The sequence below is a fragment of the Pantoea sp. SGAir0418 genome (assembly GCF_043529865.1).
Window position 1 is genome coordinate 3186639 of the sequence record NZ_CP027911.1, and the last position, 20969, is coordinate 3207607.

A 20969-nucleotide genomic window follows, 5' to 3' on the forward strand; every position below is an offset into this window, starting at 1 on the left:
TCTCGCAGTGCTTTCACACTGTCAGAAACTTGTTGCGGAAAATTTACTTGCCCCGCCAGCCCGAACAGGGTGCGTGACTAAGTGAGATAAATAAAGGGGCCTTCACGGCCCCTTAACAGATCACATCTGATGTCTAAGGGCTCTCAGAAAGAGCGAACCTTATTAAGCTTCAGCAGCTTCTTCAGCCTGCTCAGCCAGGTCCTGTGAACGGCCTTCGCGCACGGTAGTGGCAACGGCAGTCAGGTACAGGCTTACAGCACGGATCGCATCGTCGTTACCTGGGATAACGAAATCAACGCCGTCTGGATCAGAGTTAGTATCAACGATAGCAAATACCGGGATACCCAGGTTGTTTGCTTCTTTGATTGCGATGTGTTCGTGGTCAGCGTCAACAACGAACAGTGCATCCGGCAGACCGCCCATATCTTTGATACCGCCCAGGCTGTTTTCCAGCTTGGCCAGCTCACGAGCACGCATCAGTGCTTCTTTCTTGGTCAGTTTGTCGAAAGTACCGTCCTGAGACTGAGTTTCCAGATCTTTCAGGCGTTTGATTGACTGACGAACGGTTTTCCAGTTGGTCAGCATACCACCCAGCCAGCGGTGGTTAACGAAGAACTGGTCGCAGCTCAGCGCAGACTCTTTTACCGCTTCGGCAGCAGCGCGCTTGGTACCAACAAACAGAATCTTACCTTTACGGGAAGAGATCTTGTTCAGCTCAGCCAGGGCTTCGTTGAACATTGGTACGGTTTTCTCAAGGTTGATGATGTGAACTTTGTTACGCGCACCAAAAATGAATGGCTTCATTTTTGGGTTCCAGTAACGGGTCTGGTGACCGAAGTGAACACCAGCCTTGAGCATGTCGCGCATGGAAACAGTTGCCATGATTACCTCTAAAAGTTTGTTTGGGGTTGGGCCTCCATGTATCCCATACAACCGACCTCTTACGAGGCACCCCGGCGTACGTGTCGATACATGTGTGTTTTAGTACACATAATGAGATTTATGCGTTTCCTGCCCTCTCATACGAGGTGACAGAGAATCGTCGGCGCGCTTTATACCACAATGCGCAGGAATACGCCAACAGTTGTTAGCATGAGCGGCAGGGTATAATCCCGATTTGGCAGCCCATTTGCTGACTGCTAACATGACTGCCACAGAACTCATTATTGTCGAAAATTGCGGCGATTGCGGATTATTTAATGGCCATTTCAATCAAAACCCCAGAAGAAATCGAAAAAATGCGCGTGGCGGGCCGTCTGGCTGCAGAAGTGCTGGAGATGATTGCTCCACACGTCGTGCCAGGCGTCACCACCGGCGAGCTTGACCGTCTGTGCCACCAGCACATCACCGAAAAGCAGCAGGCCATTTCAGCCTGTCTCGGCTACCACGGTTTCCCGAAATCAGTGTGTATTTCGGTCAACGAAGTGGTATGTCACGGTATTCCCAGCGACGATCGCGTGCTGAAAGACGGGGATATCGTTAACGTCGACGTCACGGTGATCAAAGATGAGTACCATGGCGATACGTCAAAGATGTTCATCGTCGGCAAACCGACGATTCAGGGCGAGCGCCTGTGCCGGGTTACGCAGGAGAGCCTGTACATTGCGCTGCGTCTGGTGAAGCCGGGCATTCGCCTGCGTGAACTGGGCCGGGCGATTCAGAAATACGTGGAAGCACAGGATTTTTCCGTGGTCCGCGAGTATTGCGGACACGGCATCGGTAAAGGCTTCCATGAAGAGCCGCAGGTGCTGCATTACGATGCCGACGACAGCGGCGTGGTGCTGCAGGCTGGCATGACGTTTACCGTCGAACCGATGGTAAACGCCGGTGATTATCGCATCCGCACCATGAAAGATGGCTGGACGGTGAAAACCAAAGATCGCAGCTTGTCCGCACAGTATGAGCATACTATTGTGGTGACGGAAAACGGCTGTGAGATCCTGACGCTGCGCGCCGACGACACTATTCCAGCGGTGCTGGAAAACAACGCGTAACGCTCGTCATCAGGATAACAGGCCGGCTCAAAACGAACGCCTGTCAGTTTAGGTTCACCCATCCCTGCACCTCCCGTAGCGGCGCCATCAGTTGCGCGTTAACCCGCGCCGCTACTGCGGTGATGTCACGGACGGTGGCTAACTGAACGGCATCACGGCGTTAAGCCCGCTTTTTATGGCGCAGAAGAGGCATGTTGATGAGTGGTAGCGTGACCGAAGCAGTACACAAAGGCCTGACCGATTCCCCCGCCAGCTGGCCAGACGACGCGCTGACGCGCGACAAACTCAAACAGTATCTTGAACAGTTCCAGCAGCATCTGGGCAGCGCTTTTGACGCCGGCAGCGATATTGAATCGCTGATTGATGCGCGCACGCTGTTTATCGATCGCCTGCTGCGCCGGCTGTGGCGGCTGTTTGGCTTTGACCAGATGAAAGAGATCGCGCTGGTGGCGGTGGGCGGCTATGGCCGCGGCGAGCTGCATCCGCTGTCGGACATCGACGTGCTGATCCTGAGCCGTCAGCCACTGGACGAAGCTGCCGCGCAGCGCACCTCAGAACTGCTGACGCTGATGTGGGATCTCAAGCTGGAGGTCGGCCACAGCGTACGCACGCTGGAAGAGTGTCTGCTGGAGGGCTTGTCGGATCTCACCGTCGCCACCAACCTGATTGAGTCGCGCATGCTGACCGGCGACGTGGCGCTGTTTCTCGAACTGCAAAAGAATATCTTCAGCGACGGTTTCTGGCCGTCGTCACGCTTCTTCGCCGCCAAAATTGAGGAGCAGCTGGAACGCCATCAGCGTTATCACGGCACCAGCTACAACCTCGAACCGGATATCAAAAGCAGCCCGGGCGGGCTGCGCGACATTCATACTCTGCAGTGGGTCGCGCGCCGCCACTTTGGCGCCACCACCATGGATGAGATGGTCGGCTTTGGCTTTCTCACTGAAGCCGAACGCAATGAGATTAATGAGTGCCAGGAATTTCTCTGGCGCATCCGTTTCGCGCTGCACCTGACGCTGCCGCGCTACGATAACCGCTTACTGTTCGATCGTCAGCTCAACGTGGCACAGCGCCTCAACTATGGCGGCGAAGGCAATGAGCCGGTTGAGCGCATGATGAAAGATTTCTATCGCGTCACGCGCCGTATCGGCGAGCTGAACCAGATGCTGCTGCAGCTGTTTGACGAAGCCATTCTGGCGCTGTCGACCACCGAGAAGCCGCGCAGCATCGATGAGGATTTTCAGCTGCGCGGTAATCTGATTGACCTGCGCGATCCCACGCTGTTTGAGCGCGAGCCGCAGGCGATTCTGCGCATGTTTTACGTGATGGTGCGTAACGAAACCATCACCGGCATCTATTCCACCACGCTGCGCCAGCTGCGCTACGCCCGCCGTCATCTGCAACAGCCGTTATGTCAGATCCCCGAAGCGCGCCGCACCTTTATGGCGATTCTGCGCCACCCTGGCGCGGTAAAGCGCGCGCTGCTGCCGATGCATCGCCACAGCGTACTGTGGGCCTATACGCCGCTGTGGGGCAACATTGTCGGCCAGATGCAGTTCGACCTGTTCCACGCCTACACCGTGGATGAGCACACCATCCGCGTGTTGCAGAAGCTGGAAAGTTTTGCCGACGAAGCCACGCGCCCGATGCACCCGCTGTGCGTCGAGCTGTGGCCGCGCCTGCCACAGCCGGAGCTGCTGCTGATGGCCGCGCTGCTGCACGATATCGCCAAAGGGCGCGGCGGCGACCACTCGATTCTTGGCGCGCAGGACGCGCTGGACTTTGCTGAGCTGCACGGCCTCAATTCGCGCGAAATGCAGCTGGTGGCGTGGCTGGTGCGTCATCACCTGCTGATGTCGGTGACTGCTCAGCGTCGCGACATTCAGGACCCCACGGTGATTCAGCAGTTTGCTGAAGTGATGCAAAATGAAAACCGGCTGCGCTATCTGGCCTGCCTGACGGTTGCCGACATCTGTGCCACCAATGAAAGCCTGTGGAACAGCTGGAAACAGAGCCTGCTACGTGAGCTGTTCTTCGCCACCGAAAAACAGCTGCGCCGCGGTATGGAGAACAGCCCGGATCTGCGCGAGCGCGTGCGTCATCACCGGCTGCAGGCGCTGGCGCTACTGCGCATGGAAAATCTCAACGAAGAGCGCCTGCACCATATCTGGAGCCGCTGCCGCGCCGACTACTTCCTGCGCCATACGCCCAACCAGCTGGCGTGGCACGCGCGGCATCTGATCAATCATGACCTCAGCAAACCGCTGGTGCTGGTGAGCCCGCAGGCCACGCGCGGCGGCACCGAGATCTTCATCTGGAGCCCGGATCGCCCTTACCTGTTTGCCGCCGTAGCCGGAGAACTCGATCGCCGTAATCTGAGCGTGCACGATGCGCAGATCTTTACCAGCCGCGACGGCATGGCCATGGACACCTTTATTGTGCTGGAGCCGGACGGCAGTCCGCTGGCAGCGGATCGCCATCCGCTGATTATCCAGGCGCTGGAGCAGGCGATCACGCAAACGCAGTGGGTGCCACCGCGTACGCGCCGGCCGTCGTCACGTCTGAAACACTTCAGCGTCGATACCGAAGTCAACTTTTTGCCCACCCATACTGACCGCCGCAGCTATCTGGAGCTGGTGGCGCTGGACCAGCCAGGTTTGCTGGCGCGCGTCGGCGAAGTGTTTGCTGACCTCGGTGTTTCGCTGCACGGCGCCCGCATCAGTACCATCGGCGAACGGGTGGAGGATTTGTTCATCCTTGCCAACAGCGAACGACGTGCGCTGGATGCCGAAATGCGCTCCGTGCTGCAACAACGGTTGACAGAGGTACTTAATCCAAACGATAAAATGTGACCCGGCTTCCATTCTTCACGTTGCCGATGCATTGGCCTGGTGACCCGGCCCATCCGTGGATCTCGCCGCAATGGGCGCGCCACCGTTCTGCAGCATGAAGGATGTTTGCCCGATAATTTTACTCTGCACGCCAGCTGGCGTGCATCCGCAATGACAGACTCAGGAATTAAATATGCAACAGTTACAGAGCGTTATCGAATCTGCCTTTGAACGCCGCGCCGACATTACGCCGACCAGCGTGGACAGCGCCACCCGTGAAGCGATCAACCAGGTGATTGGCCTGCTGGACAGCGGTGAACTGCGCGTGTCAGAAAAGATCAACGGCGAATGGGTAACGCATCAGTGGCTGAAAAAAGCGGTACTGCTGTCGTTCCGTATCAACGACAACCAGGTGATCGACGGGGCAGAAACCCGCTTCTACGACAAAGTGCCGATGAAATTTGCCGGCTGGGATGAAGCGCGCTTTAAAAGCGCCGGCTTCCGCGTCGTGCCACCGGCCGCAGTGCGTCAGGGTGCATTCATCGCGCGCAACACCGTGCTGATGCCGTCCTATGTCAACATCGGCGCGTATGTCGATGAAGGCACCATGGTAGATACCTGGGCCACCGTCGGCTCCTGTGCGCAGATTGGTAAAAACGTGCACCTGTCCGGCGGCGTTGGCATCGGCGGCGTGCTGGAACCGCTGCAGGCCAATCCAACCATCATCGAAGATAACTGCTTTATCGGTGCCCGTTCCGAGATCGTTGAAGGCGTGATCGTCGAAGAAGGTTCGGTGATCTCTATGGGCGTTTACATCGGCCAGAGCACCAAAATTTATGACCGCGAAACCGGTGAAGTGCACTACGGCCGCGTACCGGCGGGTTCGGTGGTGGTTTCCGGTAACCTGCCGTCTAAAGATGGCAGCTACAGCCTGTACTGTGCGGTGATCGTGAAGAAAGTCGACGCGAAAACGCTGGCAAAAACCGGCATCAACGAACTGCTGCGTACCATCGATTAAGTTTTTTCTTCCCGCCTATTTTTATACCCACGGGCCTGTATTCAGGCCCGTCATTTTTTCTTTACACTCCTGCCGCTATTACCTGTTTCGCGCCGCGAATTAACAGGTGCGTTTGTTTTTCAAACAGGTCATAATCCGCGCCAGTTAACTCCGGTCGCGCACTGTTCATCCCGGTTTTTGTGTCTACAGTTGATTAAGTATGCCGTAAGCGTTCGGTTCGTTGCGCTTATTACGCAGCCGAATGATGATGATAATCCTGCGCGCTCACTCACTCTCAGATGGAATATAAACGCTATGTACGACAACCTGAAAAGCTTAGGTATCAGCAATCCTGAAGACATTGACCGCTACAGCCTGCGTCAGGAAGCCAACAACGACATCCTGAAAATCTACTTCCGCAAAGACAAGGGCGAGTTCTTCGCCAAAAGCGTGAAGTTTAAATACCCGCGTCAGCGCAAAACCGTGGTGGCCGATCACACTACCCAGGGTTATAAAGAGATTCAGGAAATCAGCCCTAACCTGCGTTACGTGATCGACGAACTGGATCAGATCTGCCAGCGCGATCAGGTAGAAGTGGATCTGAAGCGCAAAATTCTCGCCGATCTGCGCCATCTGGAGAACGTGGTGTCGAACAAAATCGCCGAAATCGAATCCGATCTCGATCAGCTGACCCGCAACGGTCGCTAATTCCCGCCGCTTCTCAGGCCAGCCACTGCTGGCCTTTTTTATGCCTGCTCATCAAGCTGCAGCGCCACATACAGCAGCAGCCGATCGTCAAAGTTCGCCAGGTTAAGGCCGGTCAGTTCCGAGATGCGGTTCAGGCGGTACTCCAGCGTATTGCGATGAATAAACAGCGCGCGCGCTGTGGCGCTCGGCTGCACGTTATGACTGAACCACGCAACCAGCGTGCGCCGTAGCAAACCGTTATTGTCCATGCTCTTCAGTTTTGCCAGCGGACGTGCCAGCTCGCTGGCCTGCCAGCCGCCGCGCAGGCTATCCAGTAGCACTGGCAGCACCAGATCCTGATAGAAGAAGCTCCGCTGCTGCGGCATGCGCTGTTTGCCCACCATCATGGTGGTGCGGGCGGTGCGGTAAGAGCGCGCAATGCTGCCGGGCCCGGTAAAGAAATTGCCGAGCGCGATACGCATCCGCACCTGACCGCTCTCTTTCATGCGCTGCAGCAGTTGATCGACGCGGCGGCGATGATCGTCCTGATCGTAACGGCCATGGGCATTCAGCGCTGGCTTCAGCACCACCATTTCGGTGAGCGAAACAATGGCGATCAGGTTGTCGCGATCGGGCGTGGTCAGCAGCGTCTGTAATTGCTGCAGCTCCGACATTGCGCTGTCGACCCCCAGCTGTCCGCTGTCCACTTCCACCACCGCCACCACGCGCGGCTGATTGAGATCGATGCCCAGTCGCTGCGCCCATTCGTTCAGCGCTGGCGACAGCGTATCGCTGCGGATCAGGTTCAGCACCAGCTCCTCACGCAGGCGACTGTCCTGCGCCAGCATATGCAGCAGGCGCGCCTGTTCCAGCATCATCTCTGCCGTCATGCACACCAGCTCGCCGTAATGGCGTAACGTGCTGGGCTGGCCGGTCAGGCCAATCACGCCGACGATGTCGCCGTCAATGCGCAGCGGCAAATTGATGCCCGGCCGCACGCCGTGCAGGTGTTTAGCCACCGCTTCGTCAATATCAACCACCCTGCCCTGTGACAGCACCAGCAGCGCGCCCTCGTGCAATTCGCCAATACGCTCGCGATCGCCACTGCCAATAATGCGGCCGCGCGCATCCATCACATTGACATTACTGTCGATAATTTTCATGGTGCGGGCAACGATATCCTGAGCCAGTCGCGCATCAAGATGATAGGTGGCCATCAAACTCTCCAGAATTCGGGACGAACCGACAGAATACGCATCCCGATTGCCCCTGGCATTGTGCAACTGCACATAGCCGCAGGGCGATTACCGGAATTGCGGCAGCGGTCACACTGGGAAGGCACAGATGACAGAGGGCGCAGCAGCATACAGACAATAAAAAAGCGAGCCGAAGCTCGCCTGAGAGACCAATAAAAGGATTACTGCATCAGCAGATAGAGGCTGCTGTCGCCGCGCTTGACGTTGAGCGCCAGCACCGACGGTTTGGTGTCGAGGATTTTACGCAGCTCGCCAAGGTTGCTTACCGCCTGCTGGTTCACACCGAGGATCACATCGCCTTTCTTCAGGCCGATACGTGCCGCAGCGCTGCCGGCTTTCACGCTGTCAACGCGCACGCCCTTCTGGCCGTTGCTGTCAACGTTACTGAGATCGGCGCCTTCAATGCCGGTGTAAATCGTCGCGGACTGCACTTTATCCTGTGAGCTCTGCTGCAGCTCAACCGTCACGTTCAGCGGTTTGCCGTCGCGCAGCAGGCCCAGCTGCAGTTTGGTGCCGACCGGCAGCGAGCCGACTTCCGCACGCAGCGCCGCAAAGCTGGTCAGCGCTTTACCGTTCATGGAAACCACCACATCACCCGCTTTCACGCCGGCTTTCGCCGCCGCGGAGTTTGGCAGCACCTGGCTGACAAACGCACCGCGCTGCGCATCCACTTTCATCGCTTTAGCCAGCTCGGAGTTGAGCTCGGTGCCCATAATGCCCAGCTCGCCGCGTTTCACCTGGCCATACTCCACCATCTGCGCGGTCAGGTTTTTCACCATGGAACTCGGGATGGCAAAGCCGATACCGATGTTGCCACCGTCCGGTGCGAGGATCGCGGTGTTAATACCGATCAGCTCGCCGTTCAGGTTAACCAGCGCACCGCCGGAGTTGCCGCGGTTGATGGCGGCATCGGTCTGGATAAAGTTTTCGTAATTTTCGACGTTAAGGCCGCTGCGCCCCAGCGCCGAGACGATGCCGGACGTGACCGTTTCGCCCAGGCCGTACGGGTTACCGATGGCCACGGTGTAATCACCGACGCGCAGATTGTCGGAGTCTGCGATCTTAATTGCCGTCAGGTTTTTCGCATCCTGCAGCTGGATCAGCGCGATGTCAGACTGCGGATCTTTGCCGATGACCTTAGCATCGTAGCGACGGCCATCGCTCAGCTGTACCTGAATTTTGGTGGCGTTATCTACCACGTGGTTGTTGGTAACCACATAGCCTTTGTCGGCGTTGATGATTACCCCAGAACCCAGCGCGCGGAACTGCTGCTTCTGCGCGTTGGCGCCATCGTCGCTACCGTCACCGCCGCCGCCCTGGCACATGGGTGAACCCTGGAACGGCGATCCGTCCTGACAGAACGGGGAATTATCGCCAAAGAATTGCTGGAACTGCTGCGGCATGCGCGGGGTTTTCACCGTGGTACTGCCTTCCACGCTGATACTGACCACGGAAGGCATCACTTTTTCCAGCATGGGTGCCAGGCTGGGCAGTTGCTGACTGGAGGAAGACGCTGTCTCCGCCGCGAAAACACTGACAGGGCTTAACGCCATGCCCAGACTAAGCGCCAGCGCACTTAACATTAATGTGCTTTTTTTCATTCGTCTGTGTCTCTCTGAAATTAACGTGCAGACCATTGCTGTGGTCGTGATGATGAGATTAAGTTTTTAGCGCGAAGTTCCTGATAAAGTATTGGGCAAAGGTAAAAATTTATTCTTCGTCTTTACAAAACTGCGCTTATTCCACCGCCATCAACCGACGATACTCATCCCAGGCGTAATTGTCCGTCATCCCGCTGATATAGTCCTGAATCAGCCGCGAGCGATAATAACGTTCCCATAACAATCGCTGATATTTATGCTGCACCACCAGGTTACGCATCTGTTGCTGATAAGCTTTACGATGTTTACCGGAAAGTTTATGAAACAGTCGGGTTTCGATCGGATGTTTCGCGAGAAAATCCTCATTCATTAACGTGGTAAACTGTTCATAATCGAGCTGCATCAGCGACTGATAAATTTCCAGTAATCCTTTAATGACCCGATAACCCTGTAATTCCAGCTGCTCAACTTCAGGGTGATTAAACACCTGCTGGCGCGCCACGGTTTTAAATAATTTTAACAGGCGCCCTTCATCACCGTCGTCTTCCAGCAGCGCATGGTTAAAGTTGCCGGCAAAAATGGCAGGTAAATTATCAACAAAGCGGCGCACCGCATGGCTGACCAGTACACTCTGGACGTTGACCCGCAGCGACATGAAAAATTGATCGCTAATACTGCGGCGCTTTTTCTGATTGGCCTCTTTCCACGCTTCATTAATGGTGCGGCTGAACGCGTCGCCGGGTTTCACCGGGCCCCAGGCGTTGAGCAAAGAATGATAGAGCGTATCGACGGTGAAGATATCTTTTTCTACGGCGTCATCAAGGTCGGCAATACAATAGGAGATATCGTCAGCCGCTTCCATTATCCAGGTCAGCGGATAACGGTGGTGCTCAGGTATATCCGTTGCCGCGCGAAGATCGGCCACATATTCACGTTCGGATAAATAGAAACCCGGCTTTTTCATTAACACGCTGAACTCCGCCGGCTTATCGCCCTGCCACCACGCCGGCGCGGTGTATTTTAAAATACACGCTACCTGCGCATAGCTAAGATTTAGCTGCAGCAGGGTATGCACCAGCCGAATGGCCTGCGCATTCCCTTCGAAATGGCACAAATCCTGACGAATCATTGCATTTAACCGGTCGAAATCGGCACGCTGCGCGTCATCCGCCACGCCCGCCACCAGCGGATCCACCAGTTCGGCCGGCAGGTTGTCATCAAACCAGTCATTGATCGCCGCTTCACCAAAATGGCCAAACGGCGGGTTGCCGACGTCGTGCAGCAGGCAGGCCATCTCCACCAGGCTCTCGACCGCGCCCTCAAAGCCATCGAGGCCGTAAGCCGCCAGCCCGCCGCCCTGGGTTTTCAGCGTATGCAGAATCTCTTTGGTGATGTAACGCCCGGTTTGCTGCACCTCAAGCGAATGGGTCAGGCGCGAGCGCACGGCCGCATTCCGCTCCAGCGGAAACACCTGGGTTTTTTGTTGCAGACGGCGAATCGCGGCAGAATTAATAATGCGTCCACGATCGCTTTCAAAGTGGCGGGTAATAAAGTATTCGCCTTCGGGATCTTTGCGGCTGGTATAAGGGCGGGTGAAACTGATCTTCTTCCTGAAATTGATCGTCGCCATTGTTACCCCTTATTTTTTCCTGAATTGATCCCCATTGAGCCATGTTAGACTATGCCTCACTTTAGCCTTATACATCCATAACTACAGCGAGATTCTTTATGAAAGCAGGCATTATTGGCGCGATGGAGCAGGAAGTCACACTGCTGCGTGACAAAATTGAAAACCGTCAGACGCTGACGCTGGCCGGCTGCGAAATTTACACCGGTACGCTCAACGGCGTTGAGGTGGCTCTGCTGAAATCGGGCATCGGCAAAACCGCGGCGGCGCTGGGTACCACGCTGCTGCTGGAGCTGTGCAAACCAGATCTGGTGATCAACACCGGTTCCGCAGGCGGTCTGGCACCAACCCTGCAGGTGGGCGATATCGTGGTGTCCGATGAAGTGCGTTATCACGATGCCGATGTCACCGCTTTTGGCTATGAGCCTGGTCAGATGGCGGGCTGCCCGGCGGCGTTTGTCGCGGACAGCGCGCTGATTGCCGCCGCAGAGCAGGTGATCAAACAGCTGGATCTCAACGCGGTGCGCGGTCTGGTGGTCAGCGGTGACGCCTTTATTAATGGCGCCGCACCGCTGGAGCGTATCCGCAGCACCTTCCCGCAGGCGATTGCGGTAGAGATGGAAGCCACGGCGATTGGTCACGTTTGCCATCAGTTTAAGGTGCCGTTCGTGGTGGTACGCGCTATTTCTGACGTGGCCGATAAAGCGTCGCATCTGAGTTTCGAAGAGTTCCTCAGCGTGGCGGCTAAACAGTCGTCGCTGATGGTGGAAAACCTGCTGGCTCAGCTGGCGCGTGGCTAAATATCTGCTGCTCGGGCTGTGGCTGCTGTGCCACAGTCTGCTGGCCGCACCGCGCGTCATTACCCTGTCGCCGCATCTCACTGAACTGGCGTTTGCCGCCGGCATCACGCCGGTGGCGGTGAGCGCGTGGTCAGACTATCCCGCTGCTGCTCGCCAGCTGGAGCAGGTGGCGAACTGGCAGGGCATTCGCGTTGAACGCATTGTGCAGCTCAGGCCGGATGTGGTGCTGGCCTGGCGCGGTGGCAATCCGCTGCGCCAGGTGGAGCAGCTGCAGCGTCTGGGCATCCATGTGGAATGGATCGATCCGCAATCACTCGATCAGATGATTGATGCGCTGGCGGCGCTGCAGCGCTGGAGCCCACAGCCCCAGCGTGCCACAGCGGCCGCACAGGCGTTACACCAGCAGCTGCAGACACTGCGTCAGCGCTATCAGCAGCAAACGCCGGTGCCGCTGTTTCTGCAGTTTGGCCAGCAGCCGCTGTTTACCGCCGCGCGCAGCACGCTGCAGAATGAGGTTATCACCCTGTGCGGCGGTCGCAATATCTTTGCTGACAGCAGTGTGAGCTGGCCTCAGGTGAGCCGGGAGCAGGTGCTGACGCGGCACCCGCAGGCGATTGTCACTGGCGGTGATGCCAGCCGCGCCGCCAGCGTCGCGCGCTTCTGGCAGCCGCAGCTTAACGTGCCGGTGATTGCGCTTAACGATGACTGGCTGAGCCGGCCGGGTCCGCGCCTGCTGCTGGCAGCAAAACAATTGTGCGAAGCTTTACATCCGACGAAAAATAAAGCATTACCAGACTAAAGATTCGACGATTCATGTCGAAAATCAAATAACAAGGCACAGCGGCCACGTATGCTCTGTGCCCTTTTAGCGCGTAGCGCATTTTGACATCACCAGGATTTCACCATGACCAGAGCGCTGCTGCTGGCCATAGGGCTGATCGTGGCTGCACCGATCGGTGCGGCAACCACCACGGGCTCTATCGCCGTCTCGCTAACGATTTTCTCCCGCTGCGATATCTCACGCCCGAGTGAGCAGACGCTGCCGTCTGTTGACTGCGGCCGACATTTCAGCGCGCAGCCGCGCGTGACACAAAGCGTATTGAACCGCGATGCGTTGCGCCGTGAAACGGCACGCCTGGTGACGATTGAGTGGTAAATCATGGCTGCCAGAACGGCAGCCAGCCCAGCATCAGATGCTGAAAGAGGAACCGCAGCCGCAGGTGGTTTTGGCGTTGGGATTGGTCACGATAAAGCGGGAACCTTCCAGACCCTCGGTGTAGTCAACCGATCCGCCCACCAGATACTGCAGGCTCATTGGGTCAACTACCAGCGCCACACCCTGCTTCTCGATGGTCATGTCGCCGTCATTCATTTGATCGTCAAAAGTAAAACCATACTGGAAGCCACTGCAGCCCCCGCCGGTGATATATACGCGCAGTTTCAGCGCCGGATTCTCTTCATCCGCAATCAGGTTTTTTACTTTTTTCGCTGCTGCATCGGTGAACTGCAGAGGCAGCGCGGCTACGTCGTCACTCATCTTTTACTCCAGGTAAACGTCCAGGTCAGAAAACGACCTCAATTTCGCTATTATCTGCCAGCCGTCCAGTGCAATCAAGTAGCGCCCTTGACACTGTGTGCCGCCAGTTATGGCATAAAGTATAGCAATGTCGCAGGCGCAAGCGGCCGCGCGCCTTTCTTCACCGGCCGCTCTTCCGTAGAATGGCGCCAGATTTTTTCCAGAACAGCAGGAGCCGAACCATGAGTAAGTCAGAAAACCTGTATGCCGAAGCACAACGCCTGATCCCGGGCGGCGTGAACTCCCCGGTGCGTGCCTTTACCGGCGTGGGCGGCGTGCCGCTGTTCATCGAACGCGCCGACGGTGCCTATCTGTATGATGCCGATGGCAAAGCCTATATCGATTACGTCGGCTCCTGGGGGCCGATGGTGCTGGGCCACAATAACGCCACCATTCGCAATGCGGTGATCGAAGCCGCCGCGCGCGGCCTGAGTTTTGGCGCGCCGACCGAGATGGAAGTGAAGATGGCCGAGCTGGTGTGCGAGCTGGTGCCGAGCATGGACATGGTGCGTATGGTTAACTCCGGCACCGAAGCCACCATGAGCGCCATCCGCCTGGCGCGCGGTTTCACCCAGCGTGACAAGATCATCAAATTTGAAGGCTGCTACCACGGCCACGCTGACTGCCTGCTGGTAAAAGCCGGTTCCGGTGCGCTGACCCTCGGCCAGCCCAACTCGCCGGGCGTGCCGGCGGATTTCGCCCGTCACACCCTGACCTGCACCTATAACGATCTCGACTCGGTGCGCGCGGCGTTTGAGCAGTATCCGCAAGAGATCGCCTGTATTATCGTCGAACCGGTGGCGGGCAACATGAACTGTATCCCGCCGCAGCCGGAATTCCTGCCGGGCCTGCGTGCGCTGTGCGATGAGTTTGGCGCGCTGCTGATTATTGATGAAGTGATGACCGGCTTCCGCGTGGCGCTGGGCGGTGCCCAGGCGTATTACGACGTTACGCCAGACCTGACCTGCCTCGGCAAGATCATCGGCGGCGGTATGCCGGTTGGTGCCTTTGGCGGCAGCCGCGAAGTGATGGCTGCGCTGGCTCCCACTGGCCCGGTGTATCAGGCGGGCACGCTGTCCGGCAACCCAATTGCCATGGCCGCCGGTTTTGCCTGCCTGTCGCAGATTGCACAGCCTGGCACCCATGCGACCTTAACCGCGCTCACCGACCAGCTGTGTGCTGGCCTGCTGGCGGCGGCAGAGGCGGAAAATATTCCGCTGGTGGTGAACCACGTCGGTGGCATGTTCGGTATTTTCTTCACCGACGCCGACAGCGTGACCTGCTACGCCGACGTGACGAAGTGCGATGTGGAGCGCTTTAAGCGTTTCTTCCATCTGATGCTGCAGGAAGGTGTTTACCTCGCGCCATCGGCCTATGAGGCCGGCTTTATGTCACTGGCGCACAGCCAGGAAGATATTCAGCGCACCGTCGATGCCGCACGCCGCTGCTTCGCGCAGCTGTAAACCTGTCGGGGCGCCATTCATAGCGCCCCGCTTCACTAAGCGCGCCTTAGCAGCCAGATAAAATACGGCGCGCCGAAGAAGGTCGCCATCAGGCCTGCCGGGATTTGATCCGGGAAGGCCAGCATACGGCCACACCAGTCGGCGAACACCAGCAGGCACCCGCCGAGCAGGCCAGCCATCAGCAATTGCGGCAGCGCGCGACGGAAGCCGAGCATGCGCACAATATGTGGTGCCATCAGGCCAATAAAACTCAGCGGACCGATAGTGAGCGTCGCGGTGGCGGTCAGCGCAGCCGCCAGCAACAGCAGGCTGAAGCGCGATCGGTTTAGCGCCATGCCGGCTGAGCGCGCCGTGGCACTGCCGAGCGGCAGCAGCGTCAGCCAGCGGCTGGCCAGCGGTGCCAGCGCCACCAGTATCATGCCCACGACAGTACTCTGCAGCGCCTGAGTCATTGAGATGTTATACGTCGAACCGGAAATCCAGCTCAGCAATCCGGCCATGCGCGGATCACCGCTCGCCAGCAACACCATCAGTAACGTGACAAACGCACTGTTCAGCGCCATTCCGGCCAGCAGCATGCGTTCCGGTGCAAAACCGCCGCGGCTGGCCACCAGCATAATCACCAGCAGCGTCAGCGCGGCACCCAGCACGCCGGCCGGCAGCAGCCAGGCGACCGCGTTGCCGGGCACAAAGAACAACATGACCACCACCCCGCAGGCCGCCCCGGAGCTGATGCCCAGCACTTCCGGACTGGCCATCGGATTACCAGTAAGGCGCTGAATCAGCACCCCGGCGACGCCCAGCATCGTGCCGACCACCAGTGCCGCCAGCACGCGCGGCACACGCCACGGCAGCAGCTGTTGCAGCATATCGCCGCTGACCCACGTCCAGCCGTGTGCGTCGCGCCCAAACGCAATGCCCGCCAGACTGCACAGCGCCAGAATCATCACGCCCGCCAGGCACCAGCGCAGCACGGCCTGCCGCTCCTGTGGCACTGTGTCGCCGGCATTCATCGCCGGCGGCAGCGAGCCCGTGCGCAGACGCGGCAGCAGCCACAGCAGAATCGGCACGCCAATCAGCGCGGTAGCCGTCCCGGTTGACACTTCACGCCAGTGCGCGGTCAGCCACAGCACGCACTGATCGGCCAGCCACAGCAGCAGTGCGCCAATCAGCGGCGCCAGCAGCAAGCGGCTCAGCAGACGACGCGCCCCCAGCATCTTCGCCAGCAGCGGCGCGAACAGCCCGATAAAGCCGATGATACCGGCGACGTTAACCAGCTGCGCACTGAGCAGGATCGCCAGCGCCAGCGCGGCAATGCGCGCCGCCGACAGCGCCAGACCGAGGTTTTTCGCCACGCCATCATCCAGCCCCATCAACGTCAGCGGACGCAACAGCGCCAGTGCCAGTGCGAACGCCAGCAGCAGGCGCGGCCACAGCAGCGCCACGTTGTGGCCGTCGAGCTGGTTCAGCGCGCCGGTGCTCCACAGAAACATGTTTTGCAGCTGATCGTGATTGAAGATGGCAAAGATTTGATTAACCGCGCCGGCATACAGGCTCAGTACCAGACCGGCGAGGATCAGCGTCACCGGCGACAGACGCTTGCCCCAGGCGATGCCAAACACCAGCACGCCGACCAGCACCGCCCCGCCCATCGCGGCAAACTGCTGCGTCAGCTCCCCGCCCGGCAGCTGCCACAGAGTGGCGACGGTCAGGCCAAGCTGCGCGCCGGAAGAGACGCCCAGCGTGGTCGGCTCCGCCAGCGGATTGCGCAGCACCTGCTGAAACAGCAGGCCCGCAAGGCCAAGTCCGGCCCCAACCAGCAGCGCCAGCGCCAGCCGCGACAGCAGGCTGTAGTGGAACACCACCTGACGGATGTTATCGATATCCGGCGCGAACATCGCCTGCTGCCACTGCGCCAATGGCAGCGCCTGGCGCAGGTTGATAAACGTGAGCGCCAGCGCCAGTAAACTGAGCACGCTGAGCAGCGCGACGGGAAACAGACGGTTGCGCATCAGTGCGACTCCAGCGCGCGTTCCAGCACGCGAATAAATTTGATGGCTGAGTAAGTGGCGCCGTAATACCACACCGCCGGCACCCGCCGGAAACGGCCGGAACGGACAAACGGCAGCGCCTGCCACAGTGCGCTTTGCGTCACCTGCTGCATATCGCGTTCGTTATCGTGATCGAAGCAGATCACCTCAACGTCACCGACCTCCGCCAGCCGCTCCAGACCGACCACCGCACTGCCCCAGAAGTTGGTTTCGCCCTGCCAGGCATTGCGCAGGCCAAGCTGCTCCATCACCTCGAGGAACAGGCTGCCTTTACCGAAGGTAATGGCGTGACGCGGATCCATCAGCGACATCAGCAGCAGCGGACGCTGCGCCCACCGACGTAACCGCTCACGCGCGGCCGCCACTTCACCATCCACCCAGTGCAAATGGGCCTGTGCCTGCGCTTCAAGGCCAAGCCGGGCACCCAGCGCATGCAGCGATGTGCGCGCGGTGGTGAACGGTTTGCCATCGCCGCTGTTGAGGTCAAAGCCCATTGTCGGCGCAATACGCTCCAGCTTATCGACCGCCGGGCCGTAACCGTTGGAGTGCAGGATCAGCGACGGTGCCAGCTGGGTCATCAGTTCCAGATTGGGTTCGGTGCGTAAGCCGAGATCAAGGGTGCCGGCCGGCAAGACCGGGTCACCCACCCAGATGGCGTAGTTGTGCAGATCGGCCACGCCGAGCGGTGCGACGCCGAGCGCCATCAGCAACTCCACCGGCAGCCACTCCAGCGCCAGGATGCGCTGGCTGTCCGGCGGCGCGGCGCGCAGCGGTGCAAGGTTCATCAGCGGTGAGAGCGCCAGCGCGGTCAGCAGACGGCGACGGGAAAGGTCGAACATCACGAGGCCTCAGTAGACAAAGCTGACGGGCGCGCCGCCCTGCGGATGCGGCAGAATGCCCATCGGAATGCCATAAATATCACCCAGCACCCCGGCCTGCATAATCGCTTCCGGTCCGCCTTGCGCGATCACTTCGCCCGCGCGCAGCGCCACCAGCTGGTCACAGTAGCGAGCCGCCATGTTGAGATCGTGCAGTACCGCTATCACCGTCAGGCCGCGTTCGTGGCTGAGGCGCTGAATCAGCGCCAGCACATCAACCTGATGAGCGATATCCAGCGCCGACGTGGGTTCGTCCAGCAGCAGACAGCGGCTGTTCTGCGCCACCAGCATCGCCAGCCACGCACGCTGCCGCTCGCCGCCGGACAGGCTGTCCACCAGCCGCCCGGCGAAGGGTTTCAGTCCAACCAGCGCAATCGCCTCGTCTACCCGATCGCGATCTTCCTGGCCGTAGCGCCCCAGCGCACCGTGCCACGGATAGCGCCCAATCGCCACCAGCTCGCGCACCGTCATGCCCTCTGCCGCGGGCAGCTGCTGCGGCAGATAGGCTACCTGACGTGCAAAAGCTTTACTGCTCCAGGTATCAACCGCTTCACCGTTGAGCATCACGCGCCCTTCGCTGGCGGCATGGTGACGGCCGAGCATCTTCAGCAGCGTGGATTTACCGGAACCGTTATGCCCGATCAGCGCGGTGACTTTGCCCGGGGCGAAAGTCAGCGACAGCGGATGCAGCAGCGTGCGGCCGGGTACACGGAAGCTGACGTTTTCCAGTGAAAAGGTGGTTTCTGCGTGGTGCGGATGCTGCATGATAATCCCTGGTTAACGGGCGCCGCAGCGCCCTGTGTTCAGTATCAGAAGCGGAAGGTGGCGGTACCGACGATCTGGCGCTCTGCGCCCCAGTAGCAGGCGTAGTCGCGGTAGCAGCTGGCAACGTATTCGCGATCGAACAGGTTGTTGATGTTGACGCCGACGGTTGAGCCCGGCAAGCCGAAGCGGCCCAGATCGTATTTCAGTGCGGCATCTACAGTGGTGTACGCGGCGACGTCAAAGTTCTGGTTGGATTTCACGCCATTTTGCTCATTGTCAGCGTACAGGCCTTTGCTTTCACCCACGTAGCGCACCCCGGCACCCACGGTGAAGCCCGACAGGGCGGTTTCATGGAAGGTGTAATCGCCCCACAGCGAGGCCATATGCTTCGGCACCTGCACCGGCGTACGGCCTTTGAGCAAGGTATCTTCGGTGTATTCCGCATCGGTATAAGAGTAAGCCGCCGTCAGGTTGATGTTGGCGTTAAGCGCCGCCTTGGCTTCCAGCTCGACGCCACGTGAGCGAATCTCCCCTCCCTGCACACTAAACTGCAGGCTGTTCGGATCTGCCGTCAGGTTTTTGGTTTTAGTCAGCTGATAAACCGCTGCGGTGACCACAATCGGGCGATCTTTTGGTACGTATTTTACGCCAGCCTCATACTGCTTCGCGCGGGATGGGTCAAAAGGTTTCCCATCAACCGTGGTGCCAGTCGTTGGGATAAAGGATTCGCTGTAGCTGAAATACGGCGCGATACCATTATCAAACACATAGTTCACACCACCGCGCCAGGTAAATGCCTGGTCGTGGTTTTTTACTTCGCTGTTACCGTTACGGTTCAGTGCGGAGGTCATCGCATAATCGTATCGCCCGCCCAGCGTCAGCACCCATTTATTCCATTCCATCTGATCCTGCGTATACAGGCCAGTTTGTTCCTGACGGTTCAGATATTGATAGGGGAAGGCGGCACCCACAGCATCATTACCGTACTGCGGATTAATCGCGTTGATTGGCGCTGCGGAGGCAAAGGCAGCATCAATATCATTACGGGTGCGCTGATAATCAACCCCCATCAGCAGCGTATGATCGACCGCACCGGTAGCAAATTTTGCCTGCACCTGATTATCGACGGCAAACTGATTCAGTTTCTCATCGGAAATGGCTGAACCACGCGTAATCTCTTGTGACTCAGGCAGATAGCCGTTGCCATAAATACTGCGATAATTCGTTTTCAGTTCGGCATAGCGCAGATTCTGGCGCACCGTCCAGGTATCGTTAAAGCTGTGCTCAAAGTTGTAGCCAACCATTTTGGTGTTGCGCGAGATCTTATTGCTGTCTTCGCCTTCATCAAAATTGGTGGGCAGCTTATAGCTGCTGCCGTCCGGCCGGGTGATGCCCACCACGGTGCCTTCGCGCGGCAGCCAGCCGTAATAGCCGGTTTCCGGTTCGTTCTGGAAGTAGGTCAGCAGGTCAAAGCGGGTATTGGCATCGGGACGCCAGCTGAACGAAGGCGCAAGGGTATAGCGCTTCTCTTTGTTCATCTCCTGTTGCGCATCGGCGCTGCGCGCCAGGCCGGTCAGGCGATAGCTGTAAACACCGTCATCATCCAGTGAGCCGCCAAAATCAAAGCCGGTGGAGAACAGGTTGTCGGTGCCCATCTGGAACTGGACTTCACGCAGCGTCTCCTGGGTCGGCCGCTTGCTCACCAGTGATACCACACCGCCCGGGTTGCTCTTACCGTACAGCACCGACACCGGACCGCGCAGCAGCTCCGCGCGCTCGAGGAAGTAAGGATCGATAGCAAATTCGGAGTAGTTGTCACCCTGCAGCTTCAGGCCATCCAGATACTGGTTGGTGTTGGTTTCGCTGAAGCCGCGAATCGACAGCGCGTCGATAACGTCCGAGCTGCCGCGGTTACCGGTCAGCACGCCTGGCGTGTAATTGAACGCACTTTTGACGCTGGTCACCGCATGCATTGACATCTCTTCCTGCGTGACCACCGACACCGACTGCGGATTCTTCTCGATTGGCGTATCGGTTTTGGTGCCGGTCGCGCTGTGTTTAGCGGCGATGGTCGGCGACGGTCCCCATGCGCTCTCCTGCGCGACGCCGCTGCCGCCATCAGCCGTCACCACCACGGTATCTTCGGCCAGCGCCTGCATGCTGAGTGTGCCCAGAGTCAGGGAAATCAATAACGCGAGCGGTCGACGGGTGGTCACCGCGCGCAGAGAACAAGGAAAAGTGTTTCGCGCATTCATAGTGGGATCTCATGAAAATAGAACAATGCAGGCGAATGGAAACGAGAATGATTATTAGACGCACGGATTTTAGGCGAAACCCGGCAAGCACCGCAAGATGTAATGCCTGCTGGCGGTGAGTTTGCCAGCGGATCGCACATATCCATGATCGCGGCTAAAAAAATGGCGGGCAAAGAAAAAGGCGCCGC

The 20969-nt window shown here is 58.5% G+C and carries 17 protein-coding genes; 8 read left to right on the forward strand and 9 right to left on the reverse strand.

Annotation, left to right across the window (positions count from 1 at the left end):
- Positions 1-162: 162 nt before the first annotated feature.
- Positions 163-882 carry a 30S ribosomal protein S2 gene (gene rpsB, locus C1N84_RS15005; RefSeq protein WP_031279692.1) on the reverse strand — a complete coding sequence of 240 codons (720 nt, stop codon included), beginning with the start codon at positions 880-882 and terminating at the stop codon, positions 163-165.
- 317 nt (positions 883-1199) lie between these two features.
- On the opposite strand from rpsB, the gene map reads away from it, so the two are divergent.
- From map to C1N84_RS15025, 4 genes are all read left to right on the forward strand, one after another.
- Positions 1200-1994, forward strand: a complete 795-nt coding sequence (gene map, locus C1N84_RS15010; protein WP_021507491.1) for a type I methionyl aminopeptidase — start codon at positions 1200-1202, stop codon at positions 1992-1994.
- Positions 1995-2191: 197 nt separating this feature from the next.
- Positions 2192-4846 carry a bifunctional uridylyltransferase/uridylyl-removing protein GlnD gene (gene glnD / locus C1N84_RS15015; protein ID WP_021507492.1) on the forward strand — a complete coding sequence of 885 codons (2655 nt, stop codon included), beginning with the start codon at positions 2192-2194 and terminating at the stop codon, positions 4844-4846.
- Positions 4847-5018: 172 nt separating this feature from the next.
- Positions 5019-5843, forward strand: a complete 825-nt coding sequence (dapD, locus tag C1N84_RS15020) for a 2,3,4,5-tetrahydropyridine-2,6-dicarboxylate N-succinyltransferase (protein WP_021507493.1) — start codon at positions 5019-5021, stop codon at positions 5841-5843.
- A gap of 294 nt (positions 5844-6137) precedes the next feature.
- The gene (locus C1N84_RS15025) at positions 6138-6530 is read left to right on the forward strand and encodes a DUF3461 family protein (protein ID WP_010616197.1); all 393 of its coding nucleotides are present in this window, start codon (positions 6138-6140) and stop codon (positions 6528-6530) included.
- 38 nt (positions 6531-6568) lie between these two features.
- Here C1N84_RS15025 and C1N84_RS15030 read toward each other — a convergent pair whose 3' ends face one another.
- The 3 genes from C1N84_RS15030 to dgt all read right to left on the reverse strand — a co-directional run bounded on the left by C1N84_RS15030 (position 6569) and on the right by dgt (position 10996).
- The gene (locus C1N84_RS15030; RefSeq protein WP_021507495.1) at positions 6569-7726 is read right to left on the reverse strand and encodes a CdaR family transcriptional regulator; all 1158 of its coding nucleotides are present in this window, start codon (positions 7724-7726) and stop codon (positions 6569-6571) included.
- Between the two features lie 200 nt (positions 7727-7926).
- Complete coding sequence (degP, locus tag C1N84_RS15035) at positions 7927-9366, reverse strand: serine endoprotease DegP (protein ID WP_058759526.1); 1440 nt, start codon at positions 9364-9366, stop codon at positions 7927-7929.
- A gap of 136 nt (positions 9367-9502) precedes the next feature.
- Positions 9503-10996 (reverse strand): dGTPase, encoded by a 1494-nt coding sequence (gene dgt, locus C1N84_RS15040; RefSeq protein WP_021507497.1) that lies wholly within the window; start codon positions 10994-10996, stop codon positions 9503-9505.
- A gap of 98 nt (positions 10997-11094) precedes the next feature.
- Between dgt and mtnN the strand changes: the two genes are divergently transcribed.
- The 3 genes from mtnN to C1N84_RS15055 all read left to right on the forward strand — a co-directional run bounded on the left by mtnN (position 11095) and on the right by C1N84_RS15055 (position 12949).
- A complete protein-coding gene (gene mtnN, locus C1N84_RS15045; protein WP_021507498.1) occupies positions 11095-11793 on the forward strand; it encodes a 5'-methylthioadenosine/S-adenosylhomocysteine nucleosidase in 699 nt (232 codons plus the stop codon).
- Complete coding sequence (btuF, locus tag C1N84_RS15050; RefSeq protein WP_058774800.1) at positions 11786-12592, forward strand: vitamin B12 ABC transporter substrate-binding protein BtuF; 807 nt, start codon at positions 11786-11788, stop codon at positions 12590-12592. The genes mtnN and btuF overlap by 8 nt, the downstream gene beginning before the upstream one ends.
- Before the next feature lie 105 nt (positions 12593-12697).
- Complete coding sequence (locus tag C1N84_RS15055; RefSeq protein ID WP_021507500.1) at positions 12698-12949, forward strand: hypothetical protein; 252 nt, start codon at positions 12698-12700, stop codon at positions 12947-12949.
- A 33-nt stretch (positions 12950-12982) separates the two neighbouring features.
- On the opposite strand, the gene erpA is transcribed toward C1N84_RS15055, so the two are convergent.
- Positions 12983-13330, reverse strand: a complete 348-nt coding sequence (erpA, locus tag C1N84_RS15060) for an iron-sulfur cluster insertion protein ErpA (RefSeq protein ID WP_021507501.1) — start codon at positions 13328-13330, stop codon at positions 12983-12985.
- A 221-nt stretch (positions 13331-13551) separates the two neighbouring features.
- On the opposite strand from erpA, the gene hemL reads away from it, so the two are divergent.
- Positions 13552-14832 (forward strand): glutamate-1-semialdehyde 2,1-aminomutase, encoded by a 1281-nt coding sequence (gene hemL / locus C1N84_RS15065; RefSeq protein ID WP_264441620.1) that lies wholly within the window; start codon positions 13552-13554, stop codon positions 14830-14832.
- A gap of 35 nt (positions 14833-14867) precedes the next feature.
- Here hemL and fhuB read toward each other — a convergent pair whose 3' ends face one another.
- The 4 genes from fhuB to fhuA are packed head-to-tail and all read right to left on the reverse strand — an operon-like array spanning position 14868 to position 20781.
- Positions 14868-16844, reverse strand: a complete 1977-nt coding sequence (fhuB, locus tag C1N84_RS15070) for a Fe(3+)-hydroxamate ABC transporter permease FhuB (RefSeq protein ID WP_264441621.1) — start codon at positions 16842-16844, stop codon at positions 14868-14870.
- Positions 16844-17722, reverse strand: a complete 879-nt coding sequence (gene fhuD / locus C1N84_RS15075; protein WP_264441622.1) for a Fe(3+)-hydroxamate ABC transporter substrate-binding protein FhuD — start codon at positions 17720-17722, stop codon at positions 16844-16846. Before fhuD ends, fhuB begins: the two co-directional genes overlap by 1 nt.
- Positions 17723-17731: 9 nt before the next feature.
- A complete protein-coding gene (gene fhuC / locus C1N84_RS15080) occupies positions 17732-18526 on the reverse strand; it encodes a Fe3+-hydroxamate ABC transporter ATP-binding protein FhuC (RefSeq protein ID WP_021507505.1) in 795 nt (264 codons plus the stop codon).
- A gap of 44 nt (positions 18527-18570) precedes the next feature.
- Positions 18571-20781 (reverse strand): ferrichrome porin FhuA, encoded by a 2211-nt coding sequence (fhuA, locus tag C1N84_RS15085; protein WP_264441623.1) that lies wholly within the window; start codon positions 20779-20781, stop codon positions 18571-18573.
- Positions 20782-20969: the final 188 nt, after the last annotated feature.

Excerpts from the sequence above, each read along its gene's own strand:
- rpsB (WP_031279692.1), bottom strand. The coding sequence starts at position 882 with ATGGCAACTGTTTCCATGCGCGACATGCTCAAGGCTGGTGTTCACTTC.
- map (WP_021507491.1), top strand. The coding sequence starts at position 1,200 with ATGGCCATTTCAATCAAAACCCCAGAAGAAATCGAAAAAATGCGCGTG.
- glnD (WP_021507492.1), top strand. The coding sequence starts at position 2,192 with ATGAGTGGTAGCGTGACCGAAGCAGTACACAAAGGCCTGACCGATTCC.
- dapD (WP_021507493.1), top strand. The coding sequence starts at position 5,019 with ATGCAACAGTTACAGAGCGTTATCGAATCTGCCTTTGAACGCCGCGCC.
- C1N84_RS15025 (WP_010616197.1), top strand. The coding sequence starts at position 6,138 with ATGTACGACAACCTGAAAAGCTTAGGTATCAGCAATCCTGAAGACATT.
- C1N84_RS15030 (WP_021507495.1), bottom strand. The coding sequence starts at position 7,726 with ATGGCCACCTATCATCTTGATGCGCGACTGGCTCAGGATATCGTTGCC.
- degP (WP_058759526.1), bottom strand. The coding sequence starts at position 9,366 with ATGAAAAAAAGCACATTAATGTTAAGTGCGCTGGCGCTTAGTCTGGGC.
- dgt (WP_021507497.1), bottom strand. The coding sequence starts at position 10,996 with ATGGCGACGATCAATTTCAGGAAGAAGATCAGTTTCACCCGCCCTTAT.
- mtnN (WP_021507498.1), top strand. The coding sequence starts at position 11,095 with ATGAAAGCAGGCATTATTGGCGCGATGGAGCAGGAAGTCACACTGCTG.
- C1N84_RS15055 (WP_021507500.1), top strand. The coding sequence starts at position 12,698 with ATGACCAGAGCGCTGCTGCTGGCCATAGGGCTGATCGTGGCTGCACCG.
- erpA (WP_021507501.1), bottom strand. The coding sequence starts at position 13,330 with ATGAGTGACGACGTAGCCGCGCTGCCTCTGCAGTTCACCGATGCAGCA.
- hemL (WP_264441620.1), top strand. The coding sequence starts at position 13,552 with ATGAGTAAGTCAGAAAACCTGTATGCCGAAGCACAACGCCTGATCCCG.
- fhuB (WP_264441621.1), bottom strand. The coding sequence starts at position 16,844 with ATGCGCAACCGTCTGTTTCCCGTCGCGCTGCTCAGCGTGCTCAGTTTA.
- fhuD (WP_264441622.1), bottom strand. The coding sequence starts at position 17,722 with ATGTTCGACCTTTCCCGTCGCCGTCTGCTGACCGCGCTGGCGCTCTCA.
- fhuC (WP_021507505.1), bottom strand. The coding sequence starts at position 18,526 with ATGCAGCATCCGCACCACGCAGAAACCACCTTTTCACTGGAAAACGTC.
- fhuA (WP_264441623.1), bottom strand. The coding sequence starts at position 20,781 with ATGAATGCGCGAAACACTTTTCCTTGTTCTCTGCGCGCGGTGACCACC.